The sequence below is a fragment of the Pseudoalteromonas sp. S2893 genome, assembly GCF_005887105.1.
Lineage (GTDB): Bacteria > Pseudomonadota > Gammaproteobacteria > Enterobacterales > Alteromonadaceae > Pseudoalteromonas > Pseudoalteromonas atlantica.
The window spans coordinates 51,536-65,844 of sequence record NZ_PNCY01000019.1; the positions used below are offsets into that span (position 1 = coordinate 51,536).

Sequence of the window (14,309 nt, forward strand, 5' to 3'; positions counted from 1 at the left end):
ACTAGCTAGTGAGCTGCTTTTTAAAAACTTTTTATAAATTAACCCAATAAGTCACACTTTATAGCAATTAACAAAAGTAAAACAAGCCAAAAATACTATTTTTTATACATGACGCAGTACACTTTTTAACTTAAAATAGCCATCTCACTGACACACTCCACACCTAATATATGTTTACTCTCCACGCAATTAATGTGTGGCTATTCACTATTTTTAAAATCAAAGTTAAAGGATCTTCTATGAGTGCAGATGTTGCGTCGGCATCTAATCAGTTAAATAAAGCTGCTATTTTATTAGTGTTAGCACTAGGTACGTTTATTTTAGGATTATCAGAATTTTCAATGATGCCTATGCTGCCGCTGATCAGTGAAACGTTTGGCTCAACTCCTTCGCAAAGCGGCTATGCAATTAGCGCCTATGCTATTGGTGTTGTGGTAGGCGCGCCGGTATTAATGCTTACAACGGCCAATATGCGAAAACGCAAAGCTTTGCTGATTTTTTTAAGCCTAATGTGTATTTCTAATGGTTTGAGTGCATTAGCAACCTCATTAGAGCAGCTCGTTATTTTTCGCTTTTTAAGTGGCTTACCTCACGGCGCTTACTTTGGTGCCGCTATTTTGCTTGCCTCCGATATTGCCCCTTCGGGTAAACGCGCAAGCTTTATGTCAAAAGTATTTATGGGCTTAACCATTGCAACCATCGTAGGCGTGCCTATTGTTACCTTGGTGGGGCAAAACCTAAGCTGGCGTTATTGCTTAGGTGGCGCTGCGGTTTTAGCGTTTATTGCGTTTATATTTGTATACAAAGTAGTGCCAAATATCGATAACGCTAAGCCATCTAACTTACTTAACGAGTTTGGCGTACTTAAAAATAAACTGGTGTGGTCTATTTTAGGTATTGTTATTATTGGCTTTGGCGGCGTGTTTTGTATTTATACATACATTGCCGATACAATTTTAGATGTAACTAAAACAGCCCCTTACACTATTTCTATCGCTATGGTGATGTTTGGTATTGGTTGTACGTTAGGTAATTACATATTAGGCAAAGCGGCCGATAAATCTGCCATTAAAACCACAGGCCTTGCACTGGTGTGCACCATCGTATTTGCAATTGCCTACGTTAGCGCAAGTTACAATATTTGGATGCTGTATGCGGTTATATTTTTTATTGGTTGCAGTGTGGGTTTGGCAACGCTTATTCAATCTTTATTAATGGATGTAGCCCCAGAGGGCCATGCAATGATTGGTGCATTAGTACAATGCGCATTTAACACCGCAAATGCTATCGGCCCTTGGGTTGGCGGGGCTGTTATTGCACAAGGTGCAGCGCCTAACCAAACAGGTTATGTCGCAGCGGCGTTGTTTTTAGGCGGCTTAGTAATGTGGTTTTTAAGCTATTTGCAACTTAATAAACAACAACCCGCAGCACAAACGTGTTAAGCATATAAAAAGAGCGGCTAATACAATTAGCCGCTCTTTTACTTTAATAAGGGTATTTAATCACCCACCTTACTGGGCCTCTAACGACGCCATATCAATAACAAAACGATAGCGTACGTCTGATTTTTCCATTCGCTCATACGCGGTGTTTATTTGGTCAATATTAATCATTTCGCACTCTGGCAATACGTTATTTTTGCCGCAGAAATCTAGCATCTGCTGGGTTTCTTCTATCCCACCAATCAGTGAGCCTGCGATGCGGCGGCGACCCATTAAAAGAGGCACAGTGTTTAGCTCTTCTACGGGGCCAACTTGCCCAACAATAACTAGCGTCCCATCTATGTCTAATAAGGGTGTGTAAATAGACAAATCGTGCTTAACAGGTACGGTGTCAATAATAATATCAAAAGCCGACTGCGACGCTTTCATTGCATCTTCGTCAGTCGACACTAAATAATGCTGCGCGCCAAGTTTTACTGCGTCATCTTTTTTAGACTCACTTCGCCCAACCACTGTTACACTCGCGCCCATGGCTACGGCATTTTTAACAGCCATGTGACCCAAGCCACCAAGCCCTACAACGGCAACACGGCTGCCTTTTGTAACGCCCCACTTATGTAATGGAGAGTAAGTAGTGATACCTGCACATAATAAAGGGGCAACGCGCGAAAGCTCTAGATTTTCAGGGACTGATAGTACAAATTCTTCACGAACAACAATATGTTTAGAATAGCCACCTTGGGTCATCTCGCCGGTTTCTCTATCTTTACCTGCGTATGTGCCTACCATGCCTTCTTGGCAAAATTGCTCTTCGCCGTTATCACACTGTTTGCAGCTTTGGCATGAATCAACCATGCAGCCTACCGCTACCGTGTCACCTTTTGCATAGTTTTTAACAGCGCTGCCAATGGCTTTTACTTTACCTACAATTTCGTGCCCAGGGACTAACGGGTAACGGCTTCCGCCCCAGTCATTGCGCACTGCATGTAAATCAGAGTGGCATACGCCACAATATAAAATTTCAATTTCTACATCGTTATCGCGTAAATCGCGGCGCTCAAAAGTATATTCACCTAGTTGCGCACCTTCGCTTTTTGCTGCATATCCTACTGTTTTCATAACAACTCCATAGTCTGTAAAAATTTAAGTCGTCTACCTTTTCGCTTATTTAAGTGCTTTATTTTAAAACCAATCCCATAAGGGCTGGCTCTAAAAATAATACCGGTATGCACTTTGATGTGGTTTACACTAACGCCGGCGCAGTGAATGCACCCTGACCAAAAAAGCCCAACAAGGTTGGGCTTTTTAAACTCAAATGTTGGTTACTTATCCAGTAACGTATTTATCTCATCAATGAGTGAATGTATACGTTCAGCATTTTTTCCTAAATCGCTTCGCCCCACGCGTGACTTACTGCGTATATCGACAAAGCGCTGGCTGCCTTCATCATTGATACGCACAACTACATCGTCTTTAAAACCAAACCATGTGGTGGTATCCGTTGCTTCTACAATGCCCGTAGCCGCATTAACATTAATAAGCTCAAACCCTAAATTTTTAACCGCTTGCTCGGTAGCAGCCAATAAGTCTGTTTTTGATTGTGCATAATTTAGTGTTTTTAGCTCAGGGTAAGCTTTGCGTTGCTGCGTGGCTGTTTCTTCTCCTGCGTATTCAGCTGGGTTTTTAGCATCTGCTCGCAGCGGTACAATTGCCACAAATTTTGGCGGGTTAATTAAATCGGTCGAAATATCATGGATCGCGGGTACGCTTTTAGCCTTGCTCATCATGCTCAGTGGCATTGCAATCGCGATGGCTGCAAACACCAATGCCATTAAAGTGCTGCCCATGCTAAGCGTTTTACGCATAAAAATAACCTGTATAACAAGCAGCACTAATGCAGCGCCACCCACATACACACCAAATCTAAACCCTGCAAACGCAGTACTTAGTTCAACAACGCCATACTTATATAAAGGCCCTGGCAGTAAAACGAGTAAAAAAGCGATTAAACTTACTAAGCTCACTAAAATTTTCATTATTATGATTCCTTTATCATGTGTGATCTTTAATTTTAAGTATTTGAAACCAGTACATTATACTGCCAAGCACTGGGTTTAGATTACAATTAACAGCTCACGCCACTGTATAGTGATACTTAAGTGCTTTAAATAATAAGCTTTGTTCAAGAACCTTAAAATAAGCTAATTAAAACAACTAAATAACGCATTTTTATTATCAAGCAGCGGCGCTTTAACCTTAAACTAACGTACCTAGGCTGGCGTGTCAGTATCATTACACAAAAAAGTCTAAGGTAGCGCTGTTAAAGTTACTTAAATTAGGAAAAATATCAACCAGCTCCGAAACAGGCACGCCAAACCACTGCGCTAACGTTGCAAAGTATTGCTCGTTAGCCACTTGCGGAATTAACCGCCCGCCACCGGTATCGTATTCGCCCTCTAATTGCTGAGTAAGTAACTGGCCATAAATAGAACGGCCTTTTACCGCGCCGCCCATTACTATTTGATTACCCGCCCAGCCATGGTCGGTGCCATCGCCGTTTGAGGTGAGCGTGCGGCCAAAGTCCGACATAGTAAACGTGGTGACTTTATCATTCATGTTTAGCTCTTTCATGGCACTGTTAAACTCGCTGAGCCCTTGAGCTAGCGTATTTAATAATGCAGGGTGCGCAGTAAGCTGATCATCGTGGGTGTCAAATCCCCCCATAGAGACAAAAAATACTTGGCGCTGTGTACTTAACGACGACTGCACACTAATTGCTTTGGCCACCGCGGCTAATTGCTCACTCAAGCTAGTATCGCTAAAGGTGGTAGTAAGCGCTGGGGCTTGTTCAAGCGCACTGTTCATCGTTTGCGTGTTGGTAATTGCGCTATTTAAGCCATTTGCATATTCACGCCCTAGTACATGGCTTGCATTGCCTAGCAAGCGGTTCATTATGTTAGTAACGTGCTCAGTGCGGGGCTGATAACCTCCAAAGGCGTTAATTGTGCTTATGCCACTTTTGTTGAGCGCAAAGGCACTGGTATTTGTGCCTGTTTGCCATAAATTAGTGCCATCGAGAGAGATATTTGCCGCAAACTGATCCTCCACAGCTAATCGCTCTAGCATACGTGCGCCCCACCCACTGTTTAAAGAGGCTTTTTCTCGGCCGTACATCCATGACGCTTGCTGATCGTTATGCGAAAATAAATGCTTAGGTAAAGGCACCGCGTTATTTTTGTAATCTGTTAATGTGGTGGGAGTAAGTAAAGTGCCTACGCCACCAACAAAGGCTAAATCATCCGACTCAAACACGCTCTGTAAAGGCGCAAGTGAGGGATGAATTCCCACGCCACCTGCAAACTGCTGAGAAACACTTAACGCTAGCGGATTGTCTACTGCGAGGTTTTGCCGGCTTTGCTCGTATAAACTACGCTGCTCTCCCTCAAGGGGTAGCAACATATTAAGTGAGTCGTTTCCGCCGTATAAAAATACACACACTAGGGCTTTATAATCACCGAGTTCTATTGCATTAGTTGCCCCCGTTAACGCTTGTAGCTGCAAACTGGTTAAAGCGGCTGCCGATACCCCGCCTTTTAAACATAATGACAAAAAGTCTCTTCTATTTAGGCTCATTATGCGCTCCTAATACTGCACGTTAAATTCAGGTGAAATAGCAATCATGTATAACAAGTACGAAACCCTCACACGGTACTGATCCTCGTCAAAGTAGGCATCTAAATCGAGTAAAGCTTGTGTAGTGCCAGCGCTCATATTGCCGGCAAAATACAGGGTATTATATTGCTCTATCAGTGCGCTAATGCCATTTTGCGCCAAGTAATCCATATCGCTTTGAACATAAACATAAATTCCTGCAGGGTTTAACTCGGTATGCGCTTCGGCTGTACTCCAAACCAAACTTGCAAATAAGGCATTCATTGTGCCTATTAAAGTCGCATCGTTGGCTATTTGTAATTCAGGCGCTACCAAACCTTGGGTGCGTAACGCCGCACTTTGGTAATCGGGTCTAAAAAAGTTAAATACAGAGCCCGACTGCATGGGGCCTTGCCCATAGCTATCGACTAAGTTCCACGTTTTATAATAACCTTGCTGCGACTTCGCATTAAGGTTTCGCCAAAACTGCACAGTTTTTAAAAGTGGTTCTTTAATTTTACCTTGATAGCTAAGTACACTGCCAAAATGGCGTGCTTCGTCATCTAAATAAATAGCTTTAACAACTGCGGCTAAATCGCCTCGCACACCACTTCCATTATCGTTAAATACACGTGCAACGCGCTCTACATATTGCGCAGTAGGGTTTGAGGTAATTAACCGCTGAATAAGCTGCTTAGAAATAAACGGTGCTACGTTGTCGTGATTAAATAAATTATCGAGGGCTATTTTTAGCGACTCCTCTGGGCCATAACCAGGCGGTATAACCTCATTATTTAATAGTACTTTTTCTTTGCTCGAATGGTATTCGCTGTAAGCTTGCATAGGGTTTATATAATCGCGGCTTTTGCGTTTAAAGGTTTCGCTGCCGGCAAATGTCCAGCCTGTAAATACACGCGCAAACCCCTGTATTTGAGCCTGTCCGTAAGTTGCTATGCTATTACCGTTTGCATCTAGCTTAGCGGAGCCATCAAGGTTTAACTCATCTAGGCCAATGGTAAATAATTGCATAACCTCACGGGCGTAATTTTCATCTGGGCGAATATTAAGTGCTTCATCGGCTTTTTCGTTCCCTAAATGGCTTAGGTACGTGCCCATAATTGGCGAAAGCGTTACCTCTTCGAGTAACTCTCTAAAATTGCCAAACGCATGTTTGAGCAATAAATCGTAGTAAGTGATCATGCCCTCTGGTTGTGCACGCAAATCGCTATTTTCATCCGATACAACCAATATTTCACTCAGTGCAAATGCAACGCGTTGGCGTAGTTGATCGTCACTTTGTAGCACCGCTTTCCACCATGCATCTATGCGGCTTATATATTTAAAGTCTTCGTCATCTTCAAGTTTTACCAAGTAGTTTCGATGGTACCTAACTGGCAGTGCTATTTGGTCATCGAGCCATTGTTGCTCACTTAAACCTTGAGCACTGTTTATTTCAGCAAGCGTTGGGCCCATGCTAGCTTGGTGTAATAACCTAGCGGCGCTGTGTATGTCCATGCTGTTTTTGGCTACAAATGTAACGGTTTGAGTGTTTGTTGCCCCTTCATTATCGGTGGCTGTTACGCTAAATGAGTACGTTATAGGCTCATAACTTTGCGCAGCGGGTATAGTAAGGCGGGTACTTAACGCATCTAATGGTTCATTCAATAACGTGGTGCCCGCAGTTTGTTGCCAAACCACACTGCTTATTGTGCCGTCTTCATCGCTTGCTGTTGCAATTAGCTCAATGGTTTGGCCTTTAGTTAATTCGCTGGGTATGTCGGCAACCGACAAGGTAGGAATTTTATTTGAATTGACGGTGGGCGTGTCATCGCCGCCTGAGCCACCACAGGCGCTTAGCAATAAAGCACAACTTGCTAATAAAACTGATTTGTAATGCATGTTAAATCATCATCGTAAATTAAAGAAGGTACGCGTGTATGTACCGAGTTTGATACGATTATTGAAACACAAAATTTACAATTTAACCTTTTATTTTTTGTAACCGAGCGCTATTTAACTGTTTTGTCGTTAATATTAACCTCAATAATGGGCTTTTTTTTATTAAAAACGTTCACCTTATTAGCGGCTTTAGCCACACGTTGCCAAGGCGTTTGTAGGTTCTCGTAAATTGGCCGCCAATACGCATCCATTACACTGTTGTGCCCGCGGTCGTTATTGCCAACCCCCACGGTAATTTTACCTACTTGATGCGCTTTTATCAGCGTGCCACAGGCTCTATCCCAAATGGCTAACGCTGAGCCTAGGTTACGGTCAAAATGTTTTGGGTTATCGCTGTGATGAATTTGGTGCTGAGCTGGGCTAATTAACCAATTTTCTATTTTTTTACCAAAGCTCCACCACACATGTGAGTGGCGTAAATTAGCGCCTAAAGCGTTAAAGGCAAATACAAATACATTAGCCCCCAAAATATCTAACATTGATAAATTTCGGCCAAAGCAATACACACAAACGCCCACCACAAAACCTTGGGCTAACGCCATTCGACAGGCATATAAATAGCTTTCAAACGGGTGACTGCGATAAATGGTCATTGGGGTGAGCACTAACGCGCTATGATGTACCTTATGAAAATGCCACAAAAACGGCACTTTATGCAGTGCTAAATGTAATAAAAACCGTGTTAAATCATCAAATATAAACAATAAAACGGTAAAAATAACTAACACCACAGTACTTGGCAGCTGCCATACTGCGCGCTCACCAAAAAGCCATTGCAGGGCATCACTTACGCCAATAGCAACAGGCACCATAGTTAACACTATAGGCACCCACAGCGCGGCTTTAAGTAAGCGGTTTATAATTAATAATTGGTAGTCGAGCTTGGCACTTTTACTCAGCCAAATACGCTTACTAAATAAATAGCGCCCCAGCCCACGCCACGTGCGCTTTTTTTGCTGCGCACGGCCCGAGAAATACAGCAACATTGCAATCACTAACGCCGCAATGCTATAGCCAATAAAAATACGTTTATTGGCATCAAACAAATAATTTGGCGTTTGAAGAAGCGTTTGCCATATAGTCTCGAGCATCACTTACCTCTTAAAATTGATATTTGTAACCCACGGCTACGCTACGCGGTTTACCCGGGCGCGCGCCATATGGCCGACGACTAACAATGTTATCTTGGTCAAACAGATTATCTACCTTAGCGTAAATATGCCCATATTGCTCAAGCTCGTAGCGCGCAGCAATATCTAGTACTGTTGTAGCGGGTACATCGACACCTGCCAACGGTAATGAAAAATCATTCCCTGTGGTGTTGCCAAGCTCGCCAGCGGTATAAGCTACGCCAGCGGCCTCTGGCATTTCTGAGGTGTATTTTATTAATACATCAACCGACCAATCGTTATGTGCAAGGCCTAAGCTCAGCGCAGCTTGATGGTTAGGCAAGTACGGTAAAGGATTGCCCGGGCGAATATGCCCCCACTGCGTAAATTCGCTAAATAGCTCTTCTTTAAACTCACTTTGCGTGTAGGTGTAAGTTAAGCGTACCGGCACATCAATGTGCTTATTTAATGCGTAAGTGTGGGCAAATTGAGACTCAACGCCCCATACATCCACTTCCCCACCACTAAATTCGCGGTCAATTTCGTTTTCGATTCCACAATTTGACTGGCCACAGCTTTCTACTAAGTTTGAATAATCATTAAAAAAGCTCACTACTTCCACTTGGCTGTTACCGTTGTTGTAACGGCCACCAAATTCATAGTTTACGCTTTTTTCAAACTCTTCATCTCCTTCACGTACAGGGCTAGATGGGCTTGAGGGCACAAACCCTTGGTGTACACCAAAAAGTAACCCTGCATTGGCCGATAATTGGTAAAAGCCACTTAAACCAGGTAACCAAATACGGCTCGATTTGTCTTGCCAATTGTTTTCTTGTCCAGGGGCGTCATTTTGATACGACATATCCATTAACTCGCCGCGCACGCCTAAACCAAGAGTTAGCTTATCGAAGGTTACTTTGTCTTCAATATATAACGACCACGCATCGGTAGATTCGGTATTTTGTGTGGTAAATACACTCGCGGTGTCTGTACGGGTGTTAACCGCGTTAACCATGGCGTATGTGTCTTCAAAATGATCGCGCTCTATTTCATCTTGATGAAAACGCACCCCAAATGAGAGTGAGTGCTCAAGCCCAAACGCAGCTACTTGCCAATCACCATCAAACTGTATACCTTGTGAGAAAAAGGCTCTGTCGTTAGTCCCCATGGTTAAAAACACATTGCTTTCACCACTTTGAACCGAATCGGCTTGGCCACTAATAACGCTGTATTCACGCTCAAAGCGTGTTGGGTCTGCCAAAATATCCGACAAACTACCACTGCTGTTAGTAACCGCGTTGAGTTTAAGCCATGCACGTTCAAAATCGTTGCGGTAGGCGCGGGTTGTAAGGGCAAAATTATCGCTGCTAAGCTGGTGGGTAAACATCACTTGCGTATGCTTAGTATCCATATTTGCAGGGCCGCTGGCGGCATAACGGCGATACGGTGTTTGCTGGTAATCTTCTTCGGTTAACCCAAGGTAGGTTTCGTTAGAAAGCTCATCTGAATAGGCCAGCTTTAACTCAAAGCGTTGCTTAAACTGCTCGCTATTAAGTGTGTAATCTAATTTAACTAATAAATCGTCTTTTTCAAAGCCAGTATCTTGTCCGCCATCAAGCTCTTTAAAACCGTCACTTTCTAGGTGAACGCCTTCAACTAAAAAGCCAAACTGCCCTTGGCGATTACCATAATACGCGTGCGCTTTTTTATAGCCATCAGATCCTGCTGAAATATCAAGCATACCGCTGGCATCATCAGGTACTTGGCGCGACACTAAATTAAGCGTACCCGCCACCGTTTGCGGGCCATAATGTATGGCTGCTGGGCCTTTAAACACTTCAACAGCGGTCATGCGTGTAGTAAGCGGAAAATAATAAGCCGCCGGTGCCGAATACGGCGCAGGGCCAATTAAAACACCATCTTCTAAAATGGTTATTTTTTTACTACGCTCAGGGGTTACGCCCCTAAAACCAATGTTAGGCCTTAGCCCAAAGCCATCTTCTTCGCGTATGTTTACCCCAGGCACCTGCGATAAAATACGATGAATATCATCAAACTCAAATTGTTCCAGTTGCGCTTCGCCAATTAAAGTTGCCGAGCCTGCTTCGGTGCGCAATTTATCGTTATGGCTAATAATTTGAATATGTTCTAATTCGTTTTTTTGCTCTGCCACTGCTTGGCAACTTACGGCCATAAGCAATGCAATTGTAAGTTTATTGTATTTCATTGTCGCCCTTAGTCGTTATCGCCTGCAGAGGTGGTAGGTAGCTCAAGTGCTAGCTCATTAATAAAGTCATTTTTTAGCTCATCGGTCAGCACTTTCACTTGCCCATGTACATCACGTACCTGTTGCTCGTTATCAATTAGCAAATCGGCCAGCGAGCTATCAATGCTATTTAAAGTGGCTTTAAGGGTTGCTATTCCTTCAACTAAACGTGTTTTAGTAGCCTGTGCTTGCTCTGCATCTAAAAAGTCATCAAAGCCAGTGCCTGCTTGCTCAGCGTCTAAATTACCCATAATTAACGCTTCAAACGCCACTAAGTTATTACGAATATTATCTAAAGAGCTTTTCGCATCTAGGCTTTCTACATCTTCAGGGCACGCCGATGCGCCACACGAATTTGAAAAAATACCAATCGGCTCTGCTAATTTTTTATCTTTTACTATTGTGTCGATATAAAACAGTGCATCGCTAATATGATTAAGCGCTTCATGAGTTGTGCTAAAGCGAGAGCCACTTTGGCCGGTATTTTTTAATTCGTTAGCAAAACCGTTATCCCCTTGCCAAGCTTGTAATAACTGCGCTGACGAACTTAAAACATCTTCACTTGCCACCACAGCAAACTCACAACGAGCCTGACGACGCGCTAAATCTGTACGGTTATTCCAATCTGCAAGGGCATCATTTGCCACACTACAGTGATGCGCTAATTGCTCGTTAAACAACACATGCCCAATTGCAAATAAGCCGCGGCGTGTTGCTGTTCTTTCGCTAATGGCATACGGGCGATTTTGATCTTGGTTAATAACACCGTCTTGGTTATACACCACGTCTTGGTCTATCCCACAGCGGCTAAAAGTAGGCCATGAATATATTTGGTTACGTAACTGCCCTGCGTTATCAAGAAGCGGCCCCATTTGCATCATTTCGGCTTGTTGCCAACCCGCCATGGTATCTAGCCAGGCTTGTTGTGCTTGAGCACGCAGCGCAATGGCCTCTTCAGAGCTTTCTTGTACGCTTTGTATTTCAGCTTGGCAGTAATTTGCAACGGCCTGTGTTTGTGTTTGTGCTTGTTGATTAAACAAAACAAACGTCGGTGTTATTACATTATCGACTAAGTTAGCAACGAGTTGTGCTTCATCAAACTCTGTAACCGCAGGCGTCGTAGTTTGCCCGCTATCACTACTTTGAAAATCACTGCCTGTGCTACTTGAGCTACTTTCACCACACCCACTAAGGGTTAATACAGTAGCTGCAACCACAACCCCTTTTTTTGCATAATTGATCATTATTTCAACCCTAAAAACTTTGAAAATTAAACGGCAAAAGGCCAGCCCGTGGGCTGACCTTCCTTGGTGCTAAAACGGGTGGTTATTACCAGTTTTCAACGTTTTGAGCATCAAAGCCGTAAACTTCCTGCATCAAATCACGTGCCTCTACTAACTGCGCTTTGTATGCATCTGTTAGCAGTGGCGCTTCACCGAGTAATGTATGTAGCTCGGCAAATTTACCTGCGTTATCGTCGCTGTAAAAAGGTGAAAATGGGTTAAATTGAAAGTTCAGTGCAAAGCCTTTCATTTCACTAAAGTGCTTAGCTAAGTTAGCAAAATCATCAGCACTTGCCTCTGTACCTTGTACTGTATCAATGTCGGCTAATGTGTCGTTGATGTAGTGTACAACGGTGGCTGCAATTGCGTTTTCCCAATTGGCTACAGCAATATCACGCTGTGCTAATAACTGCGTTTTTTGATCATCAGTTAATGCACTTGGTGCAGCATCGTTAATAATTTTACGACCCGCAATAAACGCCGTCATTGCTGCGCTGCTAAAGTCAGTTGCTACTACCGCGCCTTTATCACGTTTAGCTGCATTGGTAGAGTTACCCCAGTTGTATTCACTCGCTAAGTCAATTTTGCCATCGCCATCAATATCAGCGCTTGCGCTACCATCAGCAATAGCGTCGTCGCTAAATTCTAAATAATGACGTGCTGCGCCAAAGTAACCAAAACCTTCATCGAATTGATGCTCTAAAGTACTGTAAGTACCATCGGCTGCTGCATCGGTGTTATCTTCATCAAGCCCTTCGTCTAGGTAATCGTCAGTGCCTTGCGAGAACATTAACGCACCTAGCGTGTGCTTTTGAATAAGCTGGTTTAAATCAAGGCCACTTGTTGTGATGTATGCCGCAGTAATGTCATTACCGTTTACATCCTCAGACTGCGTACCGCTTGCAATTGCATCTACATTAGCGGCAAGTAAATCAAAGTAATGAAAAATAAGCCCTTCTGGTGTTTTTGCTTGAGTGCCAAAGTCACTCCAGCCTTCAAATGTACCTTCTGTTAGCCAATCTTCTTCCATTTTAGACGCATCGTTACCGGCAATTTTACCTGTTAAGGTTTTGCCTGAATTCGAAATTTCTGCAAACGACTGTTGCAACGTAGTTGTGCCATCAATAAACAAAAAGCTGTTATCTTTTACGGCTTCGTAATCGCTCCAATAAGCCATTAACTGCGCTTTAACGGCATCGCCTGTTAAGCCTTCGCTTTCAATGTAATCAACACTTAATAAGCTTATGTAAGCTTTAATTTGCGCCGAAAGTGCATGGCGAGCCACTTGGCCTGTGTAACTTACCGCAGAATTACTAGCATTAACTGTTGAGGCAAATTCGTAAACGTTTACGCCATCTTGCGCTTCAATATCAGTTACAGATACGCTCAGTGTTTGTGTAAAACTTAAATCGCCAGCATCGGTTGCAGTAACTGTTACATCAATTGTTTCTACTTGCTCAGCATTAAGCGCTAACGTGCTTTTAAGCGTTAGCTCATTGTTGTCATTAATTTCAAAATACTGTTCATCATCAGAAAGTGTAAATACCATGCCTGTTGCATCGTCATCGGTTGCACTTAAAGTACCGACTACTGCGCCTACTACATCTTCTGTTACAGCCGCTGTAGATAAGCTAATAGCGGTAGGTGCCGAATTAGTCACTGTTGGAGTGGTTGGTGTTTCGTTGCTATCGCTAGAGCTTGAGCCGCCACACGCAGTTAAACCCATAGTTGCAGTAATTACTGCACTAGCAAGGAGAGATTTACGCAAATTCATGTTGAATCCTAATATTGTATGTGAATCATTCTTATTTGTAATAGCGACTATTCTAATTACAAATACCTAACAATCAACTTAAATGTTGCTTTTTTGTTTTATTTTTAAAATAGTTTTAGTTTTTAGAACAAAGGGAGATCGGCAAAAATACTATTTAACATAGCTAAACAACACGTAAATCCCTTAGCAAAACATTCGCTGCATAAAGGAAATATACTCATTAAAGTAATTTACTATCAAAAACTTATAACAATGCTTGGTTTGTACTAGATAAGTATTTTTAGAAAGGAACACTGCGCCTTAAAGCTAAGTGCGAACATTACGTAGAAATAAAATCACATTAACTTTTTAGATATAAAAGCTATTTGTAATAATTATTATTTATTTTAAAAACGCATCACTTATAGCGTTTAAGTGTGGTTTTTTGCTTCACTTACTGTTTTAGAGGCTTATATCGGCGTATTGATTAAAGGTATACTAGGGCGTGTTGACCTTGGCGGATAGAAATTTGTTCAATCTAGGGGCGATTAAATCGCGGCGCGTGGTTTGTAACTTAGTAGGCTCGATAACGGCTCCTGCGTTATTTTAATGACTTACATCCATGTAAGAATAAGTAAAAACCAATAAACAAGAGTTTATCACCCTAGAAAGAACCCAACGGGCAGCCCATGTTTGGCTTTTATGCTGCGTTATCGCCTATTTATGGGGAATAACCAAGTTACATAGGCTCTGCCTTGCCTTAAAACCAAACATACGGCTGCAAATTAAACCATTAAAAATAAACACGCCCTCAGTTACCACAATAATTTAGATAATCCCTAGGTC

General features: G+C 42.7%; 9 protein-coding genes. 1 reads left to right on the plus strand and 8 read right to left on the minus strand.

What is annotated here, in order from left to right:
* The first annotated feature begins 239 nt into the window (after positions 1-239).
* Complete coding sequence (locus CWC04_RS11860; RefSeq protein ID WP_004587418.1) at positions 240-1,442, plus strand: MFS transporter; 1,203 nt, start codon at positions 240-242, stop codon at positions 1,440-1,442.
* A 69-nt stretch (positions 1,443-1,511) separates the two neighbouring features.
* Here CWC04_RS11860 and CWC04_RS11865 read toward each other — a convergent pair whose 3' ends face one another.
* The 8 genes from CWC04_RS11865 to CWC04_RS11900 form a co-directional block, all read right to left on the minus strand.
* The gene (locus CWC04_RS11865; RefSeq protein WP_096739975.1) at positions 1,512-2,561 is read right to left on the minus strand and encodes an NAD(P)-dependent alcohol dehydrogenase; all 1,050 of its coding nucleotides are present in this window, start codon (positions 2,559-2,561) and stop codon (positions 1,512-1,514) included.
* A 203-nt stretch (positions 2,562-2,764) separates the two neighbouring features.
* Complete coding sequence (locus CWC04_RS11870) at positions 2,765-3,478, minus strand: DUF1499 domain-containing protein (protein ID WP_138685519.1); 714 nt, start codon at positions 3,476-3,478, stop codon at positions 2,765-2,767.
* Between the two features lie 256 nt (positions 3,479-3,734).
* Positions 3,735-5,075 carry a DUF1501 domain-containing protein gene (locus CWC04_RS11875; RefSeq protein WP_126006262.1) on the minus strand — a complete coding sequence of 447 codons (1,341 nt, stop codon included), beginning with the start codon at positions 5,073-5,075 and terminating at the stop codon, positions 3,735-3,737.
* A gap of 9 nt (positions 5,076-5,084) precedes the next feature.
* Positions 5,085-6,992 (minus strand): DUF1800 domain-containing protein, encoded by a 1,908-nt coding sequence (locus tag CWC04_RS11880; RefSeq protein WP_138685520.1) that lies wholly within the window; start codon positions 6,990-6,992, stop codon positions 5,085-5,087.
* Positions 6,993-7,102: 110 nt separating this feature from the next.
* Positions 7,103-8,143: a sterol desaturase family protein gene (locus CWC04_RS11885; RefSeq protein WP_096739979.1), complete on the minus strand. Its 1,041-nt coding sequence runs from the start codon at positions 8,141-8,143 to the stop codon at positions 7,103-7,105.
* Positions 8,144-8,153: 10 nt separating this feature from the next.
* The gene (locus tag CWC04_RS11890) at positions 8,154-10,388 is read right to left on the minus strand and encodes a TonB-dependent receptor family protein (RefSeq protein ID WP_138685521.1); all 2,235 of its coding nucleotides are present in this window, start codon (positions 10,386-10,388) and stop codon (positions 8,154-8,156) included.
* Positions 10,389-10,396: 8 nt separating this feature from the next.
* Positions 10,397-11,671 (minus strand): imelysin family protein, encoded by a 1,275-nt coding sequence (locus CWC04_RS11895; protein ID WP_138685522.1) that lies wholly within the window; start codon positions 11,669-11,671, stop codon positions 10,397-10,399.
* Between the two features lie 85 nt (positions 11,672-11,756).
* Entirely contained in the window at positions 11,757-13,484 is a 1,728-nt protein-coding gene (locus CWC04_RS11900) for a DUF4856 domain-containing protein (protein WP_138685523.1), read from the minus strand.
* Positions 13,485-14,309 lie beyond the last annotated feature (825 nt).